The organism is Treponema berlinense (genome assembly GCF_900167025.1).
Classification (GTDB): domain Bacteria; phylum Spirochaetota; class Spirochaetia; order Treponematales; family Treponemataceae; genus Treponema_D; species Treponema_D berlinense.
In genome coordinates this window covers 1-20,481 of the sequence record NZ_FUXC01000012.1, presented here as the reverse complement: position 1 = coordinate 20,481, position 20,481 = coordinate 1, and the positions used below count along the sequence as shown (strand labels likewise).

The following is a 20,481-nucleotide window of genomic DNA, read 5'->3' as shown; positions in this document are numbered from 1 at the left end:
CAGTGTTAACCTTAAATGTAGCTAATTGTCCGTAAGTCGCTGACTGTAAGTCGCAGTTACGGCAATTTGACGGGAAGTGCTGATTAATCGCTTCAAAGTGTTAATCAGCACTTCCCTAGGTTTTTCGGACAAAATTTAAAATTAGACTGTAAAAACAGACTGTTATTGTGATTTAATTTATTCTTCAATAAAATGTGCAAAGGTTGCAAATTAAAAAAACTTAAGTTGAACCAGATTTTGGGGGTTTTATGAAGGTTGTTTTGTTTAACGGCAGTCGTAAAAATGATGGCTGTACATTTACGGCGTTAAAACTGGTGGCTGAGGCTCTTAAGGCTGAAGGAATCGAAGCTGAAATTATGAACGTTGGCAGACGGATTTTTAACGGTGAGATTGAGTCTGTGGTCAATGAGGCGGCTGTGAAGGTTCAGGAGGCGGAGGGGGTTGTTTTTGACTCTCCTGTTTACTGGGCAAGTCCTCGCGGGGAACTGGTTATGTTTATGGACAGGCTTTGGGCTGCGGCGGGAGGCGATTTGCGGTTTAAACCGGCTGCCAGCGTTTCTACCTGTCGTCGGGCGGGCAATACTGCTACTCTTGATGTTATAAACAAATACTTTGCTTACAGTGCTATGCCAATTGTAACCAGCTGCTATTGGAATGAAATTCACGGGAAGACTCCAGAAGACGTTCTTAAGGACGAGGAAGGTGTGCAGACCTTGACTATGCTAGGAAAAAATATGGCCTGGCTTTTAAAATCCATTGAAGCCGGGAAGTCTTCGGTTACTCAGCCGGTTTGGGTTGATAAAGTGATGACGAGCTTTATTCGTTAATTAAAAAAAAAGCGTAAGGGAATGGAAGGGCGGCAAAGCCGTTGCGGAACGTAGTGGAGCAATGCAGGCGAAAGCCGGAACCCTGGAACTCCCGACGGCAACAAGTTGCCGGAACGCCCGGAAAATCATAAAATTAGAGCAATGTATAAGAATCCGATTATTTTGTGTGATTATTCAGATCCAGATGTTATTCGAGTTGGTGGAAATTATTTTATGGTGGCTTCGAGTTTTAATTTTACGCCGGGGCTGCCGATTCTTTTTTCTAAAAATTTGGTTAATTGGAAACTGATAAATTATGCGGCTGAAAATATTCCGCTTGAACAATACAATTTTCCTCAAAATGCGAAAGGCATTTGGGCACCTTCTTTTTCGTATCACAAGGGAATTTTTTATATAATCGTTGGTTTGCCTGATGAAGGAATTTTTTTAACTCAAACAGATGATATTTTTGGAAAATGGTCTCCTCTTAAATTGATTTATAAGGCGAAAGGTTTTATTGATCCGGCGCTTTTTTTTGATGATGATGGAAATGCTTATGTTTATCATGCTTATGCAAAAAGCCGCTGTGGTTTTAACAGTAAAATCGGGGTTTTAAGGTTTAATAAAAAATTTAAGGTTTGCGAAGGCGAGGATAAGATTATCTTTGACGGAACTGAAAAGCATCCGACGATGGAAGGACCGAAAGTTTACAAGAGAAACGGATTTTATTATATTTTTGCTCCGGCTGGCGGAGTTACGGAAGGATGGCAGACGGTTTTGCGTTCTAAAAATCCTGAAGGTCCGTGGGAAGACAAGATTGTTTTGAAGGAAGGCGAGTCTGGAATAAATGGACCGCATCAAGGCGCTTTTGTCGAAACTCCTTTTGGAGAAAATTGGTTTATTCATTTTCAGGACCGTGGAATTTTTGGAAGAATTGTTCATCTTGAACCGGTTTTGTGGAAAAATGACTGGCCTTTGATGGGAACTTCTGTAAAAACAGGTCTTATGCCTGGAGAGCCGGTTTTAAAATTCAGGTCGCCGAAATCTAGTATCCTAAAAAATTTGAAAAATCCTTTTAAAAAACCAGTCTGCGCTTTTGAAAATTGTGGCCTTGAATGGCAGTGGAGCGGAAATCATTCTGAAAAATTTGCAAAGGCTGAAAGAAGTTTTAATCCGGATGCGGAAAATTTTAGACTGGCTGTTTTGCATTGCGGTTCGAAAAATCAAAACGGTTTTCCAGTTTTATGGAATTCTTCGAATGTTTTAACTCAAAAAATTCAGTATGAAAATTTTTATTTAAAAGCTGTTCTTGACGTAAGCAGTTTGCCAAATGGTTCTCGTGCGGGAATGATTTTTCTTGCAGATGAATATGCTTCTGTGGCGATTGAAAAAACGGTTGCGGGTTTTGACTTTGTTTATTTAAAATCGAAAAATGAAGATTTGACGGACGATACTAGAAGTGAAATTGAAGTTTATCGCGAACATTTAAAATTGAAAAACGAAAATCAACCGGTAAAAATTCGAATGGATTTTATTTCGTTCAGCACATATTCGGGCGCAGTTCAATTTACTGTAAAAACAGGAATGGGCTTGAAAAATTCTTTTAAATGGAAAAGTGATTTTTTTACAACAGAAAGCGCGCATTGGGTTGGAGGCCGGTTCGGAATTTACGCAATAGGAAATGCGAATGCTGACGAAAACGGCAGCGCTTTGTTTAAGTCAATAAAAGTAAGGCATTAAATGTGTGGATTAACTATCGGTCGTTAGTCTATAGTCCCAGTTATGTTTTGGATAACGGCCTTTCATTTCTTTGCAGATTTCTATCCAGGCGCCAGACCAAAAATTTTCCAGATTGTCGGTGATTTGCAGAGGTCTGCGGGCCGGAGAAAGAAGCTTTAAAAGCACAGGAATTCCCGAGATTTTGGGAGTTGAAAAACAGCCGAAAATTTGCTGGATTATGATTTCGAGAATCGGAATGACGTTTAACAAACGAACGTTAGTTAAATAATCGCCGATATTCAAAATTCCTGAACTGATAAGCCGGCTTTCGTATTTTATTTTTGCTTTTTTTCCATTTTCGAGAATAATTGATGAAGGAACTGAGCTGTCGATTTTTGTTCCGTTTAAAAAATAAAAAAGAGCGTCAAAAACTATGTTTTCGTCAATTTTGCTGGAAGTTATAAACGGTAAAAGCCAGATTTCTGCGTTTTTTTGCAGAGATTCAATTTGTGTAAAAAGTTCCGGCTCAATATGGTTTGCGTAAAATTGGGTGCGAAGTAAAAAGTCAAAAGTTTTTTTATCAAATGGAAGGACTGAAAGACCGTTTTTTTGAATTTCTGCGCAAAGTGCTTTTCCAAAATCCTGTGGAGAAACAGGTAATTTTTTTTCTTTTAGAAGGATTGCGCCGTAAGAAGTTTTTTGTGTTTTTTTTGCGGAAAAATTTTTTTTGTCAAATTCCAATTCTTCTGTTATTTCAGAGTGATTTTTGAGCCAGTTTTCGAGTTGAATTGAGTCGATTTTTTCAAAGGAATAAATTTTTCCTGTTGAACTTCCTGCATTTACTTCTGGAGCAATGAGCCATTCTGGACTTTCCTGATACGTTTTTGAAAGAACCGCCTTGTGGGCAGATGGAAACTGATATAAAGTCTGCGCGGCATTTTTAAAAAAAGATTGCTCTTCAAGGGGCTGTTTTTTTCCGAGTCTGTCTGGAAATCCGGAGAGCAAAAGTTCGGTTTGTGAAAATTCTTCATATCCGCTTGTGCTTGAAGAAAAATTGCACTTTTCTATGCGCTTTTTTAATATCGAAAGGAATTTTTTCTTTTGTTCTTCATTTGCAGTTCCGTATTGGCTGAATTTTAGGGCAAAATTCAAGGCTTCCTCAAGATGATTTGTTTTTTTTCCGTAAAGAATAGCACAGGCTAGTCGAGGTTCAATTCCGAGTTCGAGGGCAAATTTTCCATTTTGAGTGATTTTTTCGTTTTCCAAAAAGCCGAATTCTGTTAAAAGCGTTGTCGCGGCGTTCCATGCGGATTTTGACGGAGAATCCAGCCAGAAAAATGAATCTATTTTTGTTGAACCCCATTTTGCACATTCAAGAACGAGAGAAGCAAGGTTGCAGCGGAGAATTTCTGGTTGAATTTCGTTATTGAGAATGTCAAACTTGCTCCAAAGTCTGACGCAACGTCCGCTCATAAGTCTTCCTGCGCGTCCTGCACGCTGGTCGGCACTGAACTGACTTACTTTTTCGGTTACGAGTCTTTCCATTCCAAGCGAAATGTTCATTTTGTTGATTCTTGAAAGTCCGCTGTCGATTACTGTTGTAACGCCTGGAACTGTTAAAGAGGTTTCTGCAATTGATGATGATAAAATTATTCGTCTTGGAGAAGAAATTGGAACTTCTGAGAGAATTTTTTTCTGTTCGGACAATGGAATCGAAGAATGTAAGGTTAAAATTTCAGCTTCTGTCGAGGAAAGCGAATTTTCTAATTCTGAACGGAGATTGTTGATTTCTGCAATGCCCGGAAGAAAAACAAGAATTGAGTCGGTTCTGTTTTGATTTTGAACTAACGAACGGTCGTTTATCGATTGTGAAAATTCTTCTAAAATAGCATTTTTTACTGAAATTTTATCTTTATAAATGATTTCTACTGGAAATTGTCTGCCAGGAATTTCCATAATTGGAGCGGCTGGCTGTGACAAAAATTCTGCAATTCTTTTTGAATTTATTGTTGCCGACATTATTATAACGAAAAGATCGTCGCGCAGAGACATTGCTTCTTTTAAAAACGCAAGTGCAAGGTCTGCGTGTACAGAGCGTTCATGAAATTCGTCGATGACTACTACATTTGTGTCTTCTAAAAGAGGATCATTTTGAAGACGGCGCGTCAAAATTGCTTCGGTTATAACTTCAAACCGGGTTTTTTGAGATATTTTGCTTTCCAAACTCAATGTGTAGCCGACAGTTTCGCCTGTTTTTTCTCCGATAAGTGAAGAAATTCTTTCTGCAAGTGCGACTGTTGCAAGCCGTCTTGGTTCGAGCATGAGAATTTTTCCGTTAAAATTTTCTAAAAGTGCGAGTGGAACTGCGGTTGATTTTCCTGCGGCGGTTTGTGCTGTTAAAACTAAAAATCTTGACGGAGAATTTTTTAGAGTTTGGCAAATTTGTTCAAGGTAAGGAGTTATGGGAAGATTTTTAATTTTTTCGTTTATAAACATTTTTATTCAATTCCTGCTGCCTGCAGAAGAGTTTTTGTGTACGGATGTTCCGGGTTTGACAGAAGCTCATCGGTCGGTTTTTCTTCGATAATTTGACCTTTGTACATGACGCCGATTCTGTCTGCCATGTAAGCAACAACGTTTAAATTATGACTTATAAAAAGATATGTCAAATTCATTGATTTTTGCATTGTTTTGAGAAGATTTAGAATTTGGGCTTGAATTAAAACGTCGAGGGCGCTTACACATTCATCACAAATTACAAATTCCGGATTTAAAATCATTGCACTGGCAATTGCGACTCTCTGTCTTTGTCCTCCAGAAAGCTGATGTGGAAATTTTTCGAGAGAATCTGGTGGAAGTCCGATTAAAGTGCGCATTTCGTTTATCATTTTGCTGCGTTCTAGTTTTGTTTTGCCGATTTTGTGAATTATTAGCGGTTCTTCGATTATTGATTTGATTTTCTTTTTTGGGTTTAGTGAAGAATAGGGATCTTGAAAGATTATTTGGCAGTGGAGCCGGAAAGTTTTTTCATCTTTGACAGGTTTTCCTTCAAATAGAATTTCTCCGGAATCTGGTTTTTGAAGGGCGCAAATTAAACTGCTTAAGGTTGATTTTCCACAGCCGGATTCGCCGACTAAACCATAACATTCGCCTTTGTTTATTGAAAGATTTACGCCATTTACGGCATTTGTAATTCCATTTTTTGTTGAGAAAGATTTAAAAACATTTTTACATTCGATTATTTTCTGCGGATTATTCATTTTGCCATTCTCCAAAATGTACAGGAAGTTTTTCGTGACGTCTTTTTGCATCTGGAATTGAATCTATTAGCGCCTTTGTATATGGATGTTGAGGATTTTTTAATATTTCTTCTGTTTTTCCTGTTTCTACGATTTTTCCTTTGTACATTATATAAATTCTTGAACAGAGTTTTTTTACAACTGTAAAATCGTGTGTTATTAAAAGGAGCGCGGTGTTGAATTCACTCTTTAAGTTCTGAATTATCGAAAGTATTTTATTTTGCGTTGAAACGTCCAGAGCAGTTGTCGGTTCGTCTGCGATTAAAAGTTCGGGATTTGTCATAAGCGCACTTGCAATCATTACGCGCTGCCGCATTCCTCCAGAAAGTTCGTGCGGATAGCAGTTGAAAATTTTTTTTGTATCTTCAAGTCCGGTCATTTTTGCAAGTTTTTCTGCCTGATTATGAGCTTCTTGTTTTGAAATTCCTTTTATGAGCGCTGATTCTTCAATTTGCTTACCGATTTTTAAGAGCGGATTTAAACTTGTCATGGGTTCCTGAAAAATTATTGATTTGTTTTTTCCGGTAAAAGTGATTGTTCCTTCAGTGATTTTTGCATTTTCCGGCAAAAGGTCTATTATGCTGAGAGAGGTTATTGTTTTTCCTGAACCGGATTCTCCGACAAGGGCGACGAATTCTCCGGGAAAAATTTCCAAATTTACGTTTTTTACTGCCGTAAATTTTTTTTGTCTGGAGCAAAATTCAACTGACAAATTTTCTATTTTTAGCAAAGATTTTTGTGAATTCATTTTACTTTCCATTTACTTCCGAAATTCCATCGCCAATTAAATTTACTCCAAAAACAAGAATTATCAGAAAAATGAGCGGAAAAATAATTCCTGTCGGGTTTGTAAAAATATAATGCTGTGCGTCGTTCAACATTCTTCCAAAACTTGGGTATGGTGGACGGACTCCAAGTCCGAGGTAACTTAAGCCAGATTCGTTTAAAATTGCCATTGAAAAACTCAATGTTGCGGTTATGAGAAGATCGCTTAAAATGTTTGGCAAAATATGAATATACATGATTCTGAAATTTCCAGCACCGCGGGCTTTTGCGGATTGCACAAAAAGTGAATTTTTAAATTTGATGTAGCCGGAACGGGTGATTCTTGTAAAGCGGGGAATGCTCATAATGCAGAGAACCAGAATTGTAACCTTGATGTCCGGCTCAAAAACTGCAACGAGCATTAAAGCCAAAAGAATTCCAGGAAAAGCCATTTGTGTGCTGACAAGTTTCATGATGATTGTGTCGGCAATTCCGCCAAACCAACCGCAGATTGATCCTAGAATAAGTCCGGTAAAAAGTCCAAAAATCATTACAATAAAACCGATTATTACGGAAATTCTCAAACCGAACATTATTCTGCTTAAAACATCGCGGCCAAGTGAGTCTGTTCCAAGAAGATGATGAAATGACGGCGGCTGAAGTTTTGCGGCGGCGTTTGTCAAATTTGGATCGTACGGAAGCCAGATTGTTCCTGCAAGCATGAACAGAATTATGAAAGAAAACATGCAAAAACCAGTTAAAAATGTCTTATTTCTTAAGTATTTTGTCAGGTTTTCTTGAAGAATTTTCATGTTTGAATCCATTATTGACTACCTCTCAAAATTCAAATAAATTTTTCCTATGTTAAAAGGAAAAACAGCTGTTTCAAATTATTTGTAATCTATTTTAAATTTATTTTTTTGACCTTGTTCTTGGGTCAATAATTGAATATAGAATATCGACCGCAAAGTTACAGGTCAAAGTCATTGCTGCAAGATAAACTGTCAGACCTTGAAGCAACGGAAAATCTCTTGAAGAAATTGAATGAATTATAAGTTTTCCAATTCCTGGAAGAGAAAAAACATTTTCGATAATTATACTTCCTCCAAAAATATCTGCGGTAATAAGACCGAGTGTTGTAATTGATGGAAGGAGCGCATTTCTGAGCACGTGGTGAACGATAACCTGTTTTTCATTCAAATCTTTGCTTTTTGCCGTTCTTACATAATCCTGCTTCAATTCATTTTCCATGCTTGTTTTTATGTATCTTGCGAGAATTGAAGATGAACCCAGCGAAATTGCCAGCGAAGGCAGAATAAGACTTTTTGGACCGTCAAAACCTACCGAGGGCAACAGTTTTAATCCGACCGTAAAAATTAAAATTAAAATAAGGGCTGTGCAAAATGACGGCATTGAAACCCAAATTTGATTTAAAACCGAAAGACAGCGCCAGACCTTTTTTTTTCTGTTGAGTGCAAATGTGATTCCCAGAAAAGTGCCGATTGCAATGGTAAAAACAAGCGAAAGCAACGACAGAGAGGCGGTTGTTTTTAGGGCTCCTGCAATTAAAGAAGAAACGCTTTGGTTATATTTGTAGGAAATTCCAAGATTTCCGCAAAATGCTCCTTTTAGCCAGTTTGCATAGCGTAATGGAAGACTTTGATTTAGCCCAAGTTGAAGTTCAAGAGCTTCAATTTGAGCCTGATCTGCGTCTGGTCCGAGAATTGCAAGCGCCGGATTGCCGGGAAGAAGCTGGAATGTAAGAAAAGTCACCAAAGTTACAAGGAGAAGTGTTGTCATAAAGTCGATGAATTTTCTTACATAAAAGTTCATTTTTTTGTTCCTGTTTTGTTGAATAATATTCTAGTCAACAAAGTAAAGTGTTGAAAAATCGTAAAAATTTACCGGATAAGGAGTGTAGCCGGCTACATTTTTTTGAGTGATGATATTGCGGCCTGGATCGCAGATGAAAACAGCAGGGCAGTCCATTGTAAGAATTTCCTGACATTTCTTAAAATAATCTGCACGTTTTTTTAGGTCGATTTCTGATTCTGCGACTGCAAAATTTTTGTCGTATTCAGGATTGCTGTATTTTACAAAGTTGCGTTTGTAATCTGAACAGTAACGGCGGAGAACTTCTGCCGGATCAATTTTTCCTGCAAATGCAATTACAGTCGTCTGATATTCAGCTTTTGAATAAACTTTGTCGAGCCAGGTTGTCCATTCAACAGGAACAATTGTGCAGTTGATACCAAGCGGTTTGAGCATATTTACGATAATCTGGGCGGTATCAACGTGAGGCTGGTAGTTTGCAGGAACAGTAATCGTCATATCGAATCCGTTTTTGTAAGCCGACTTAGACATATATTCTTTTGCTTTTTCAATATTGTAAGAAAAAATTCCGGCAAGTTTGTCGTTGTAGCAATCGCCTAAAATCGGGCTAAAATTTGAATAAAGTTCAGTTGCAAAACCGTCAAAAACGCCGTTAATGATTTCTGTTTTGTCGATTGCGCAGGTAATTGCCTTTCGGACGTTGAGGTCAGAAAGCGGAGGATAAGAATTGTTCATTCCAAGAATTTGAACCATATTTTGCGGATGACTTATGATTTTGAAATTCTTTTTGAGCATTTTTGCGTTTGTTCCGGAAATCATCTGTGCAACGTCGATTTGACCAGACTGAAGCGCGGAAATTGTTGAATTTTCGTCGGTCATGATGAGAATTTCGATGTTTTTAATCTTTCCGGCACGTTCTTTGTCGTAGTAATCATCGTTGCGTTCAAAAACTATTTTTTCGTGGAGAGAATATGAAACGAATTTATAAGGGCCTGTTCCAACCGGCACTGTTTCGTTGTCGTTGTAATCGTGCAAAAGAATTGGGCTTGTTGCTACAAGAAGCAAAAAGGCGCCAGATGTTTTTTTCAGTTCGATTACAAAAGTGTAGTCGTCTGGAGCAGAAACCGATTTTACAATCTGCATATTGTCGGAACGTGTTGTAAGACCGTCGAGACCTGCCAAATTTTTGTAAGTGTAAACACAGTCGGCGGAAGTAAATTCTGTTCCGTTGTGAAATTTTACGCCTTTGCGAAGTTTAAAAGTATAAGTTAAAGAATCGTCAGAAACTGAATAACTTTCTGCAAGAGCAGGATAAAGCGAACCGTTTCCATCGTATTTTAAAAGTCCTTCAAAAATATTGTCTGTAACGGCAGCTGTTTCGGCAGAGGCAGATTTCCATGGAAAAAAACTGTCCGGTTCAGAGCACATTGTCATTCTCAAAGTGTCGTGGGATTTTTTTGTTCCACATGAAGAAAATGCGAGAGTTGCGGCAATCAATGCCAGCGTAAAAAATTTTATTGATTTTTTCATTTTTATGTTCCTTCTCTAGGTTTTTGCGGTCTAAAATTAACCGCAGCGTTTTTTAAGAATTAAGTTCAAGCGCCTTTTTTACGCCGATAAGCGTAAGTTCCGGGAAAATTTCGTCAAAAATATTGTAACTTTCAAAAATTTTTGCAAAACCGCCTGTACCGACAATGTACGGCTTGTCTTCGGGATTTTCGCTTTTAAAGACTTCTGAACTGATTGTGCGGCAAATTTCTTTTATTGCGCCTGCTGTTCCAAAATAAATTCCAGACTGAATTGCTTCGATTGTTGCAGTTGCACAGGCTTTTTCGCTTTTTTTAATGTCGACATGCGGCAGTTTTGAAGTGCCGGAAGCAAGTGCCTGAACTGAAATTTTTAAGCCGGGAAGAATTGAGCCGCCTAAATATTCCTTGTTTTTTGTAAGTGCGTGAATTGTTGTTGCTGTGCCCAAGTCAACAATGATTAAATTTTTGTTTGGACAAAGCGAAACTGCACCGATAGAATCGGCGATTAAATCCGCTCCGATTTCTTTTGGATTTTGCATTTTTAGTTTTAAACCGTTTTTGATTCCGGCCTGAATAAAAAGAGGCTCGATTCCAAAATATTTAAGGATTCCACTGGAAAGAGAATAGTTGATTGGCGGAACAACTGAGCAAATTCCAATTTGAGTGATTTTTTCGGGAGAAATGTCGTTTTCCCGAAGAACGGAGCGAAGGAAAATTCCAATTTCGTCGGAGGATGAATTTTTGTGAGTTGTCTGGCGGAACTGTAAAATCAGCTGGTCGCCGTCAAAAACTCCTCCTGTGATGTTTGAATTTCCAACATCGAGAGTAAGTGTCATAGTACCTGTCCTTAAGATCAAGTCTATTAAGGCAAATGCCTTTTAAGATGTGAAAAAATTTGTAGTCACTGCTGCCAACGGCAGTCAATGCTTTTTTTAACATACAGTTTTGTAAAAAAAAAATAAAGTAGGGGCACAGATTTATTTACATGTGCGCATTTGCGCACGACCGGGTATGTAGCCCGGCCTGGAACCCCGGAGTTGCCGGACGGCAATGAGCGAATAGCGAAGGGTGGAAAGCCGGTTTTTGAGACAACTGTGATTTTTGACTGAAAATTGTTTTTTCAATGGAAGATGTGCTCCAAATTTTATGTTAAAAGTTTTTATTATTGACTATAATTGAATTATGAAAATCGTAATTGTTGGTGCCGGTTTTACTGGAATTCAACTGGCAAAAAGACTTGTAAACGGAAAAAATGATGTTGTTTTAATTGATAACGATGATGAAGTTGTAAGGCATGCTTCTAACAGTCTGGATTGCAATGTAATTCATGCGGAAGGCAATAATCTGGATGTTCTGGAAGAAGCTGGAATTAAAAATGCCGATGCCCTTGTTTGCGTTACCTCGAATGACGAAGTAAATATGATTACGTGCTCGCTGGTTGACGCTGTTTATCCGGATGTTACGAAAATTGCGCGTGTCCGGAACTATGCTTATTATGTGGACACGACATCTGTTGAAAAAGCTAAAAACCGCCGGCCGCTTTATGGTGTTGATTATATGGTTCATCCTGACGTTGAAGCTGCGGAAGCGATTTCCAATGCGGCAAATCACGGAGCTATTACCGAGGTTATGCCTTTTGGCGATCAATATGAACTTATTAGAATTACCGTAGAAAAAGGAAGCCGTCTGGAAAATCAGAAAATTATTAGTCTTAGGAAAATTACGGACAGACCGATTCTTGTTGCCTATGTTGAAAGTAACGGCGAAACCCGCTTGCCAAGTGGCGAAACTGTAATTAAGGCGGAAGATTGCATTGGCGCGCTGATGTTAAAGCAGGATATTCCGGAATTCTTAAAACTTTGCGGTTCAAAACTTAAAGAAATTAAAAAAATTGCAATTATTGGTGCTGGAAGGGTTGGAACGATTGTTGCCGAAAAACTGATAGAACGAAAGTCTAATTTTATTACGCGGCTTTTTAAGCGTGAAGGAAATCCGACTCAAGAATTCTGCATTATCGACAGCGACGAAAATCTTGCTAAGGCTGCGGCTGAAAAATTTTCCAAGATAAAAGTTTTTTGTACGGATGCGACGGAAGAAGGTTTTGTTGAAGAAGAAGGAATTGACAAATATGACCTTGTAATCTGTACTACTTCTAATCACGAATTGAATATTGTAATGGCGGCTTATTTTGAATCCCTCGGCATAAAAAACAGCATTGCGCTGGTTCAAAATAATGCTTTTGGCGAAATTGCCAGAAAAATTGGAATTGAAGTTGCTGTTCCGATTCGGGATACGGTTGTTGATTCGATTATGAGCCACTTAAAAGGAAAGGCGGTGACAGGCGTTCATACGGTCAATGACGGTTCTCTTGAAATTATGGAAATAAAAGTTGATGAAAAAAGTCCGGCAGTTGGCTGCACTCTCCGCGATATTGCGGAAAACGGTAAATTTTTGGTTCTGATGATGCAAAAAAACGGATCGGACGAATATTTTATTCCGATTGGAAGCACAAAAATTGAAGTTGGCGACGAAATTGTAATGATTACGACTCTTGAAGAGAATCAGCATGTGCTTGAAAAATTTGGAGCGGAACTTTAAATGCAGACGGTTTTTGTTTTTGTAAGAATTTTTGCAATTATTCTTTCGATAATCGGAACTTCGTTTTTGCTGCCGATTGGGACGGCTCTTGCTTTTGGCGAATATGAAGTGATTCTTCCGTTTTTAATTCCAATGGTTGTTGCGTGGATTTTTGGTTCTGCTTTTTATTTTGGCGGAAAAAAAGTTCCCGTAAAATTTGGAACAAGAGCGATTTTTGTTTTTGTAAGCTTTGCCTGGGTTGCGATAAGTTTTTATGGCGCGATTCCGCTTTTTGCCGGCGGTTGGATTAGCGATTTTTCGAGCGCGGTTTTTGAATCCGTAAGCGGTTTTACTACGACTGGAGCAACGGTTTTAAAAGATGTTGAAATTTTGCCCCGCGCTGTAAATTTGTGGCGAATGGAAATGCACTGGCTTGGCGGCATGGGAATAATTGCGCTTACAACTGCGGTCTTGCCTTTGCTTGGCGTTGGAGGTTTTGCGCTTGTAAAAGCTGAATCAACTGGTCCGGAAAAAGGAAAAATCACTCCTAAAATGGCAAATACTGCAAAAGCTTTGTGGGGAATTTATTTTGCTTTGACGGTTATTCAGACTGTAATTTTAATGTTTTGTGGAATGGATTTTGTGGACGCTCTAAGCCATTCTTTTTCGACTTTGGGAACAGGCGGGTTTAGTTCAAAAAATGCAAGTATTGCAGGATTTAATTCTCTTTCTACCGAAATTGTCTGCACAGTTTTTATGTTTCTGGCAGGTGTAAATTTTAGCCTTTATTTTTACGTGATTACCGGAAAATTCAGCGAATTAAAAAACAACAGCGAATTCAAAGCTTATGTCGGTATTTTTGGAATTGTTGTTTTATGTCTGGCTTTTTCGCTTGTTAAGTTTTATGGCGGTTTTGGAAAAGCCTTAAGGTACGCTTCGTTTCAGGTTGCAACGATTATGAGTACGACCGGTTTTGCTACTGCGGATTTTATGAAATGGCCAGCGGCAAGCCAGTTTTTTATATTCATTTTGTTTTTTATAGGCGGATGTTCTGGTTCAACTTCCGGCGGTATTAAAGTTATTCGCTGGGTAATTCTTGCAAAAAAAGCACGCGTCGAAATGCTTAAGATGATTCATCCTCACGGAGTTTTTTCTGTTCGTGTAAATGGTTCGCCAGGACGCGAAGACCTGGTTTTAAACATTGCGCCTTTTGTCTTTCTTTATTTTTGTCTTGCATTTATTTCGACTTTTGCTGGAACTCTTGGCGGACTTTCTGTTTTTGAGTCGTTTACGGCAAGTTTTTCGATGCTTGGAAACATTGGTCCTGCTTTTGGTCCGTTTATGGAATATAACTGGATTCCTTCGTTCTTAAAATGGATTTTTAGTTTTATGATGATTGCCGGTCGTCTTGAAATTTACAATTTGATAATTCTTTTTACAAAAGATTTTTGGAAAAATTAAAATGCTTAATTCATCTCTCTTAAAAAACAAAGGTCTTAATTACTTTTTTGCGTTGTTTGTAATTCTAATTTGGGGAATTACTTTTGTTAGTACAAAATATTTACTGCGAAGTTTTAGCGCGTTTGAAATTCTTATAGTCCGCTTTATAACTGCTTACACAATGCTTTGGCTCATGAAGCCAGAGAGAATAAAACTGCTTCGCAAAAAGGATGAATTATGGTTTTTTGCGGCTGGAGCGAGCGGAGTCTCTGTTTATCAGTTTTTGGAAAATATTGCGATTGACTATACTTTGCCGGCGAATGTTTGCATTATTGTTTCAATCTGTCCAATGTTTACGGCGATTATTGCCCAGATTTTTTTGAAAGAAAAAAATATTAACCTTCTTTTTGTTGTCGGATTTTTGCTTGCGATTTCTGGAATTGTGTTTGTTACTTTTAACGGCGCGCTCGTATTTCATTTGAGCCCAAAAGGCGATTTTCTTGCCTTGGCGGCTGCGGTTTGCTGGGCATTTTATTCTTTAAGCGTTACAAAAATCGCTTCATTTAATTTGAGTCCGATAAGTTCTACCCGGCGGCAATTTTTCTGGGCACTGGTTTGTATGATTCCCATTGCGGTTTTTGGAATTTTGAATGGAAAAAATTCTCCAATGACTTATATAAATCTTTCTGCAGCGGCAAATGCTGAACGCTGGTCGGATATTTTTAACTGGTTAAATTTTGGATTTTTAGGAATTGCAGCAAGCGCTTTTGCTTTTGCGGTTTGGAATTTTGTTTGTAAAAACCTTGGAACTGTAAGGGTTACGGTTTTTCTTTATTTGACTCCAGTTGTAACGATTGTTTTTGCGTTTTTAATTTTGGGCGACAAAATTACCTTGATGGGAAGCATTGGCGCGGTTTTGACGATTGCAGGCCTTGCAATTTCTGAAGCGAGCAAGAGAAGAGAAAAAGGCAGACGGAATATGCCAAACGAACGGTAGTTTGTAATTTTTGTTAAAATTGAAAAAAAATGCTCGACTAACTGTTTGTGTTCGCTCGAAAACTAAAACATAAAAAGCTGCGAATCCTTAAAAGTTTCCTGTTTTGCTTGTTGAATAATGTCGTTTGGACGGGAATTTCCAATTAAAAAAGATGAGTTTTTGTCGTGCTGTAAAAAATTTTTTTGAACGGTTTTTTCATCATAATTTGTGTAACAGTATTTGCAAAGGTTTGGACAGGAATTGTAATATCCAATGTCGCGTGTTGGAAGACAGGAACAATGTTTTCGTAGGATTTGATGCACATTTTTGGACAAACGAACGTTAGTTATTCTTTCGATAAGTTCTTTTGAAATACATTCGCCTTTTTGAACGCCATAGTCAGATAAATCGAGTTTTTCTGCGCAAGATTCAATTTTTATTCCGTATTCTCCAGCAATTCTTGCAAAACTTCCAGCTAAAAATTTTTGATCGTTTTCGTTTACTTCTTTTAATTCTGGAAATTTTTTAATTGTTTTTGAATATAAGTCGACAAAACTGATTACGCAACGGTCGGTATAAGGAGAAAGTTTTTCACACATTTTTTTGAATTCGCGGATATGAGTTGCCACTGTGTAAGTTGAATCAACAAAAATCGGATCATATCTCCAGCAGACTTTTTCTTTTCCAAGTTTTTGAGAAAGTTCAGCAAAAGTTTCGATTACGGTTTGTTTTTCGGGAACATTGGGTTCGATTTCTTTTCCATACGGAGTGATTGTGACAAAAAAATAAGTTCCAAAATTTTTGAGTTCGTCCAGATAAGGAATAAGCGGTTTTGGATTTTTTGTGCAGAAAACAAGGCAGTCAACGATTTTTGGTTCAAGTCTGTAACGTGTGACTTTTTGCGGAACATAAGGATTACGTACATCGACAAACCCGGCACGGATACGATTTATAAACCATTCAGAATAAAAAGCGGGAATATCCGTCCGTCCAGAAGCAAATATAATCATAAAATTATTATAGAACAAAAGCGGTTTTGTTGGAAATTGAGAAACTGAAAAATATTTTTAAAAGTAAAAAAAAAATCCCCGCTGAACAGAACATTTTCCGTACAGCGGGGACATTGCGCTAAAAGCGGTTTTTCTATTTTACAATCAACTTGTTCATAGATTTTATAAAGTCTGTCGGGCTTGAAAGTTCGGCTCCGCTTACGAGGAGTGCCTGGTCGAGAAGAACTTCCGAAACGTCAGAAATATAACCTTCGTCGGTTGAGTTTTCAAGCGTTTTTACGATTGCGTGGTCTGCGTTTACTTCGAGAATTGGTTTTACTTCTGGAGCTGCCTGACCCATGGCGCGCATCATTCGTTCCATCTGGATTCCAGGATCGTGTTCGTCAACAACGATACAAGACGGACTATCGCTCAATCTTTTTGAAAGAACTACATCTTTTACACGCTCTCCAAGTGCTTTTTTTATTTTTTCCTGAACAGGTTTAAAAGCTTCTTCCTTTTTCTTTGCTTCGTCTTTGTCGATTCCGAGTTCTTCGTCTGAACCTGCGCGGTTTACGCCCTTGAGTTCAAAGTCTTTGTATTTCATAAGGCTTGGAATTACAATGTCGTCAATATCGTCAGCCATAATCAATACTTCAAAGCCCTTGTTTTTGTATGCTTCGAGGAGAGGACTTGCACGAAGGTTCTTTTCGTTGTTGCCTGTAATATAGTAGATTGCTTTTTGATCCGGCTTCATTCTCGAAACATAATCCTTAAAGCTTGTCCATTTTCCGTCGCCGTTTCCGCTTTCGTCAGTAGACTTGAATCTTACGATTTCTGCAATTTCGTCGCGGTTTGTGTAGTCAGAATAAAGTCCTTCTTTCATTGGACGATTGAAGTTTTCTACAAATTTATTCCATTTTTCAATCGCTTTTTTATCGTCGTCGGTAGGATTTTCTGCTTTGCGCGCTTTGTCCGCTGTTTCGCCGAGTTTTTTAAATTCGCTCAAAAGTTTTTTTACAGAAGCCGACTTAATATTGTCCAAAATTCTATTCTGCTGCAAAATTTCGCGGCTTACGTTCAAAGGCAAGTCTTCCGAATCAATAATTCCTCTCACAAAACGCAGATAAGACGGCAAAAGCTCGCGGTCGTCGTCCGTAATAAATACGCGTTTAACATAAAGTTTTACGCCGCTTTTGTAATCTGCCTGATACATATCGAACGGAGCCTGCTGAGGAACATAGAACAAAGTCGTATATTCCTGAGTTCCTTCGGCGTGAGTGTGGACATAATGAAGCGGATCCTGGCTGTCGTGGCTGATTGTTTTGTAGAAAGCGTTGTAATCTTCTGGTTTAAGCTCAGATTTTGGACGTTTCCAAAGAGCAGATGCAGTGTTTACCTGATCAACTTTGTTTTCGCTTCCAGTAACGTTGCCTTTGTCGTCGTATTTGTTCTGTGTGTAGTGCAAATAAATCGGGAAAGCAATGTGGTCAGAATAGCGCTTAATAAGTTCTTCAATCTTCCAGCGAGAAGCATAATCTTTGCTGTCATCGTTCAAAACCATCTCGATTGCAGAACCGTGAGTTTCCGGCTTGTCAAAACCAAATTTTTTTGCTTCGTCAGAATCAGACTTGATTTCTTCAATTGAGTAAGAATTTGTGCCGTCGCTCGACCATTTGTAAATTTTGTCAGATGCGGCCTTTCGTGTATAAACATTGATTTCTTTTGCAGCCATAAAAGCCGAATAAAAACCAACACCAAACTGACCGATTAAATTAGATTCGCCGGCATTTTTGTCGTTTGAAATTTTTTCGATAAAAGCCTTGGTTCCTGAGCGGGCGATTGTTCCGAGGTTGTTGTTCAAGTCCTCCTCGTTCATACCGATTCCCGAATCCTGAACAGTGAGCACTTTTGCAACGTCGTTAAAACTGATGTCAATTCTCGGTTCAGTCTTTAAATTTTTGTAAGCGTCTTCCGAAACCATAAGGTAGTTCAATTTGTCCAAAGCGTCGGAAGCATTAGAAACAATTTCTCGAAGGAAAATATCCTTGTTTGAATACATCGAATGAATTATCAATTTAAGAAGCTGATTAACTTCTGTCTGAAACTGATACTTTGCCATTTATCTATCTCCCAAAATTTAAAAGTTTTTCACTTTAAAGATAATAAAAAAAAACGCATAAGCATAGAAAAAAAATAAAAATTTTAGGAGCACATTTTCCGAAACAAAAAAGAAACTCGGTTAAAAAAAAGAATAAGAGTCAAAACCGGCTTTCCACCCTTCGCTAGGCGCTCATTGCCGTCCGGCAACTCCGGGGTTCCAGGCCGGGCTACAAACCAGTTCGTGCGCAAAAGCGCACACAAAACTGTGTCAAAAATACCCGAATTTTTAAAAGAATTGCAAAAAAACGGACAAAAATGCTCAAAAAAATGAGTTTGTTCAGAAACCTGTCCAAAATTTGCCCGGAAAAAAATGCAAAACCGAAAATTTGCGGTTTTTACAGTTTATTTTTTGCAAAAAATTCGTTCTCGGATTGAAAAAATGTTTTTTTATTTAAGATTTTTAACTTGGCACACTTTTTGCTGATAGATATATGAAAGCTAGAAAAAACTAAGTTTTCAAAACTTTGGAGGTAATGTATGAACGATTTAGCACTTTTTAATGACTTGTTTAATGATTTTGGAGATGACGGTTATACAATGCCGGCATTTAGTTACAAAAAAATGTTCCATATGCCAAAGGTAGACGTAAAGGAAAACAAAGAAAACTATACTTTGACAATGGATATGCCTGGAAAAACAGACAAAGACGTTGATATTGAATTGAACCAGAATGTTTTGACAGTTTCTTCTAAAGACGAAGTTAAAAAAGAAGAAAAATCAGACAAAAAAGACGAGACAAAATGGCTCATTCGTGAACGCACAGTTTCATCATTTAAGAGAAGCTTTACACTCCCAGATGATGTAGACAGCGAAAAATTAACAGCCAACGTAAAAGACGGTGTTTTGACAGTTTCAATGCCAAGAAAAGCCCTTGCGCAGCCAAAACACATTGCAATAACCAAGGCATAAGCATATAAAATCTAGGCGTTAAAATAAAAGCATCCGTTTTTAAGAAATCTTGCTTAAAAACGGATGCTTTTTTTAGTTTAAATTATTGCTTTCTATTTTTTTTAATATAATTTTTTGGTTGTCAGCAAAAGTCAGAGTTAGTTCTTTTTTATCTTGAGAGAATTCAAAACTTAATTTAATCGGAATTATTTTTTCAAAATCTTGAATTTCATCATTTTGAATTTGATAATAAGGCTCTAAAATCAAAAATGACTTTTTTATGGAGAAATCTCCGCCATCGGTTTGATTTTTTTGCGCAAAAGATTTTAACTTTTCTGTGGAAAAATTTTCTGGAGCTTTTGCTTTGTCAAGATCAAGTTTTGTAATTTTGTTTTGTATTTGTTTTTTGTAAGTTCCGTTTTCGGTAAAACTAAATACCATTTTGCTTTCTGTATAAACACTGGCAAATAAAGTTTTTGGATTTTCTGGTTCTCTCAATAAATCAGATTTTAAAATGGAAAAATTTTCCCAATAACCAGCAAAATCCTTTTTTGAAAAATTTTCTTTTTTGCAGGAAACGGCGAGAATAAGAAAGATAAATAAAATAGAGAGATTTATAAATTTTTTCATAAGTATTTGCTTAAAAATAAAAGTTTTTTATTTAATTTTTTGCCATTGAATGCGGCAATAGTTTCGTTTTTGGATTTTTTAATGTTTATGGACTTAATCCCTTTTGAAACAAGATGAGCCATTTGCTCTGGAGAAATAAATGATTCGAATCTTACCATTATGTCATTTTTGACGGGCTCGATATAAAGCAATTCTTTCTGAGATAGAACTATTGTTTCGGAATCCGTTTCTATTGAAATTTCTAAATTAAGAATTTGCTGTTTAGAAAGATTTTTTACGCAGAGTGAAATTTTTATAGAAGTTGGAGCGCAAAAACCTTCATTATTAAGAAAAGATGTTGTGTCGATAGAAAAATCGGGAATCAATTTGTTTTGGTATTTGCAAGGAGTTGTAAATACCATTTGTGAATTATTTTTTGAAGGAAAATCTAATACAGAAGAATTTGTTTTACAGCAAAAAAATGTAAAACATAATAAAAAAATAAGATATATTTTTTTCATATTAAGACATATAACATTGAAAAACTAGAATTTCTCTAGCTTTTCAATGTTTAAGATGGCATGATATAAAAGGCTGGGAAAAAGTGGTACTCTGGTTTGACGGAATCAGAGAGCCGGCGGAAGGTTCTAACTACTGGTGAAGAAGCCACTGCGTGAATGGCAGCCGCTTACTTCGGGTTTAAGATTAATCAAAGCCGACCGCCGTACGCCATAATGAGGCGTGGGGGCATTCCCCACGACCTCGGATAGGAGCACGGTATACCACTACCAGCGTTTACTCCTGATTCCATTTTATCATATAAGGGGTAAAAAATGGAACAGAAGAGATTTGTAGGTATCGACCTGGGGAAAAGGACTTATGAAATTA

At 37.6% G+C, this 20,481-nt stretch carries 17 protein-coding genes; 6 read left to right on the top strand and 11 right to left on the bottom strand.

Features of this window, described 5'->3' with window-relative positions; translation table 11 throughout:
* Positions 1 to 248: 248 nt before the first annotated feature.
* A complete protein-coding gene (locus B5D47_RS09405) occupies positions 249 to 827 on the top strand; it encodes a flavodoxin family protein (protein WP_078931589.1) in 579 nt (192 codons plus the stop codon).
* 141 nt (positions 828 to 968) lie between these two features.
* On the top strand, positions 969 to 2,546 hold the full coding sequence (locus B5D47_RS09400) for a glycoside hydrolase family 43 protein (RefSeq protein ID WP_078931588.1): 1,578 nt from the start codon (positions 969 to 971) through the stop codon (positions 2,544 to 2,546).
* Positions 2,547 to 2,555: 9 nt separating this feature from the next.
* Here the strand turns inward: B5D47_RS09400 and hrpB are convergent, their stop codons facing one another.
* From hrpB to B5D47_RS09365, 7 genes are all read right to left on the bottom strand, one after another.
* Complete coding sequence (gene hrpB / locus B5D47_RS09395; protein ID WP_078931587.1) at positions 2,556 to 5,021, bottom strand: ATP-dependent helicase HrpB; 2,466 nt, start codon at positions 5,019 to 5,021, stop codon at positions 2,556 to 2,558.
* Between the two features lie 2 nt (positions 5,022 to 5,023).
* The gene (locus B5D47_RS09390; RefSeq protein ID WP_159443521.1) at positions 5,024 to 5,785 is read right to left on the bottom strand and encodes an ATP-binding cassette domain-containing protein; all 762 of its coding nucleotides are present in this window, start codon (positions 5,783 to 5,785) and stop codon (positions 5,024 to 5,026) included.
* Positions 5,778 to 6,572, bottom strand: a complete 795-nt coding sequence (locus tag B5D47_RS09385; RefSeq protein WP_159443520.1) for an ABC transporter ATP-binding protein — start codon at positions 6,570 to 6,572, stop codon at positions 5,778 to 5,780. The genes B5D47_RS09390 and B5D47_RS09385 overlap by 8 nt, the downstream gene beginning before the upstream one ends.
* Before the next feature lies 1 nt (position 6,573).
* On the bottom strand, positions 6,574 to 7,413 hold the full coding sequence (locus B5D47_RS09380; protein WP_078931584.1) for an ABC transporter permease: 840 nt from the start codon (positions 7,411 to 7,413) through the stop codon (positions 6,574 to 6,576).
* A gap of 88 nt (positions 7,414 to 7,501) precedes the next feature.
* Entirely contained in the window at positions 7,502 to 8,422 is a 921-nt protein-coding gene (locus B5D47_RS09375; RefSeq protein ID WP_078931583.1) for an ABC transporter permease, read from the bottom strand.
* A 30-nt stretch (positions 8,423 to 8,452) separates the two neighbouring features.
* The gene (locus tag B5D47_RS09370; RefSeq protein ID WP_078931582.1) at positions 8,453 to 9,952 is read right to left on the bottom strand and encodes an ABC transporter substrate-binding protein; all 1,500 of its coding nucleotides are present in this window, start codon (positions 9,950 to 9,952) and stop codon (positions 8,453 to 8,455) included.
* A 52-nt stretch (positions 9,953 to 10,004) separates the two neighbouring features.
* Positions 10,005 to 10,787, bottom strand: coding sequence for a type III pantothenate kinase (locus B5D47_RS09365; RefSeq protein ID WP_078931581.1), 783 nt, complete (start codon positions 10,785 to 10,787; stop codon positions 10,005 to 10,007).
* Positions 10,788 to 11,133: 346 nt separating this feature from the next.
* On the opposite strand from B5D47_RS09365, the gene trkA reads away from it, so the two are divergent.
* From trkA to B5D47_RS09350, 3 genes are read left to right on the top strand one after another with little or no spacing between them, the layout of a single operon-like run.
* Positions 11,134 to 12,549, top strand: coding sequence for a Trk system potassium transporter TrkA (gene trkA / locus B5D47_RS09360; protein WP_078931580.1), 1,416 nt, complete (start codon positions 11,134 to 11,136; stop codon positions 12,547 to 12,549).
* On the top strand, positions 12,550 to 13,989 hold the full coding sequence (locus B5D47_RS09355) for a TrkH family potassium uptake protein (protein WP_078931579.1): 1,440 nt from the start codon (positions 12,550 to 12,552) through the stop codon (positions 13,987 to 13,989). It begins immediately after the preceding gene.
* Position 13,990: 1 nt separating this feature from the next.
* Complete coding sequence (locus B5D47_RS09350; protein ID WP_078931578.1) at positions 13,991 to 14,965, top strand: DMT family transporter; 975 nt, start codon at positions 13,991 to 13,993, stop codon at positions 14,963 to 14,965.
* Positions 14,966 to 15,027: 62 nt separating this feature from the next.
* Here B5D47_RS09350 and B5D47_RS09345 read toward each other — a convergent pair whose 3' ends face one another.
* Together B5D47_RS09345 and htpG are read right to left on the bottom strand one after the other, a co-directional pair.
* Entirely contained in the window at positions 15,028 to 15,954 is a 927-nt protein-coding gene (locus tag B5D47_RS09345; RefSeq protein ID WP_078931577.1) for a DUF1848 domain-containing protein, read from the bottom strand.
* 133 nt (positions 15,955 to 16,087) lie between these two features.
* Positions 16,088 to 18,055, bottom strand: coding sequence for a molecular chaperone HtpG (gene htpG, locus B5D47_RS09340; RefSeq protein WP_078931576.1), 1,968 nt, complete (start codon positions 18,053 to 18,055; stop codon positions 16,088 to 16,090).
* Positions 18,056 to 18,573: 518 nt separating this feature from the next.
* Between htpG and B5D47_RS09335 the strand changes: the two genes are divergently transcribed.
* The gene (locus B5D47_RS09335) at positions 18,574 to 19,005 is read left to right on the top strand and encodes an Hsp20/alpha crystallin family protein (RefSeq protein ID WP_078931574.1); all 432 of its coding nucleotides are present in this window, start codon (positions 18,574 to 18,576) and stop codon (positions 19,003 to 19,005) included.
* A 72-nt stretch (positions 19,006 to 19,077) separates the two neighbouring features.
* Here B5D47_RS09335 and B5D47_RS09330 read toward each other — a convergent pair whose 3' ends face one another.
* Complete coding sequence (locus B5D47_RS09330) at positions 19,078 to 19,614, bottom strand: hypothetical protein (RefSeq protein ID WP_078931573.1); 537 nt, start codon at positions 19,612 to 19,614, stop codon at positions 19,078 to 19,080.
* Positions 19,611 to 20,015 carry a hypothetical protein gene (locus tag B5D47_RS09325; RefSeq protein WP_143592668.1) on the bottom strand — a complete coding sequence of 135 codons (405 nt, stop codon included), beginning with the start codon at positions 20,013 to 20,015 and terminating at the stop codon, positions 19,611 to 19,613. The genes B5D47_RS09330 and B5D47_RS09325 overlap by 4 nt, the downstream gene beginning before the upstream one ends.
* Between the last annotated feature and the right edge of the window lie 466 nt (positions 20,016 to 20,481).

What these genes read in the sequence shown, in the direction of transcription:
- B5D47_RS09405 (WP_078931589.1), top strand. Translation starts at nt 249, where the DNA reads ATGAAGGTTGTTTTGTTTAACGGCAGTCGTAAAAATGATGGCTGTACA.
- B5D47_RS09400 (WP_078931588.1), top strand. Translation starts at nt 969, where the DNA reads ATGTATAAGAATCCGATTATTTTGTGTGATTATTCAGATCCAGATGTT.
- hrpB (WP_078931587.1), bottom strand. Translation starts at nt 5,021, where the DNA reads ATGTTTATAAACGAAAAAATTAAAAATCTTCCCATAACTCCTTACCTT.
- B5D47_RS09390 (WP_159443521.1), bottom strand. Translation starts at nt 5,785, where the DNA reads ATGAATAATCCGCAGAAAATAATCGAATGTAAAAATGTTTTTAAATCT.
- B5D47_RS09385 (WP_159443520.1), bottom strand. Translation starts at nt 6,572, where the DNA reads ATGAATTCACAAAAATCTTTGCTAAAAATAGAAAATTTGTCAGTTGAA.
- B5D47_RS09380 (WP_078931584.1), bottom strand. Translation starts at nt 7,413, where the DNA reads ATGGATTCAAACATGAAAATTCTTCAAGAAAACCTGACAAAATACTTA.
- B5D47_RS09375 (WP_078931583.1), bottom strand. Translation starts at nt 8,422, where the DNA reads ATGAACTTTTATGTAAGAAAATTCATCGACTTTATGACAACACTTCTC.
- B5D47_RS09370 (WP_078931582.1), bottom strand. Translation starts at nt 9,952, where the DNA reads ATGAAAAAATCAATAAAATTTTTTACGCTGGCATTGATTGCCGCAACT.
- B5D47_RS09365 (WP_078931581.1), bottom strand. Translation starts at nt 10,787, where the DNA reads ATGACACTTACTCTCGATGTTGGAAATTCAAACATCACAGGAGGAGTT.
- trkA (WP_078931580.1), top strand. Translation starts at nt 11,134, where the DNA reads ATGAAAATCGTAATTGTTGGTGCCGGTTTTACTGGAATTCAACTGGCA.
- B5D47_RS09355 (WP_078931579.1), top strand. Translation starts at nt 12,550, where the DNA reads ATGCAGACGGTTTTTGTTTTTGTAAGAATTTTTGCAATTATTCTTTCG.
- B5D47_RS09350 (WP_078931578.1), top strand. Translation starts at nt 13,991, where the DNA reads ATGCTTAATTCATCTCTCTTAAAAAACAAAGGTCTTAATTACTTTTTT.
- B5D47_RS09345 (WP_078931577.1), bottom strand. Translation starts at nt 15,954, where the DNA reads ATGATTATATTTGCTTCTGGACGGACGGATATTCCCGCTTTTTATTCT.
- htpG (WP_078931576.1), bottom strand. Translation starts at nt 18,055, where the DNA reads ATGGCAAAGTATCAGTTTCAGACAGAAGTTAATCAGCTTCTTAAATTG.
- B5D47_RS09335 (WP_078931574.1), top strand. Translation starts at nt 18,574, where the DNA reads ATGAACGATTTAGCACTTTTTAATGACTTGTTTAATGATTTTGGAGAT.
- B5D47_RS09330 (WP_078931573.1), bottom strand. Translation starts at nt 19,614, where the DNA reads ATGAAAAAATTTATAAATCTCTCTATTTTATTTATCTTTCTTATTCTC.
- B5D47_RS09325 (WP_143592668.1), bottom strand. Translation starts at nt 20,015, where the DNA reads ATGGTATTTACAACTCCTTGCAAATACCAAAACAAATTGATTCCCGAT.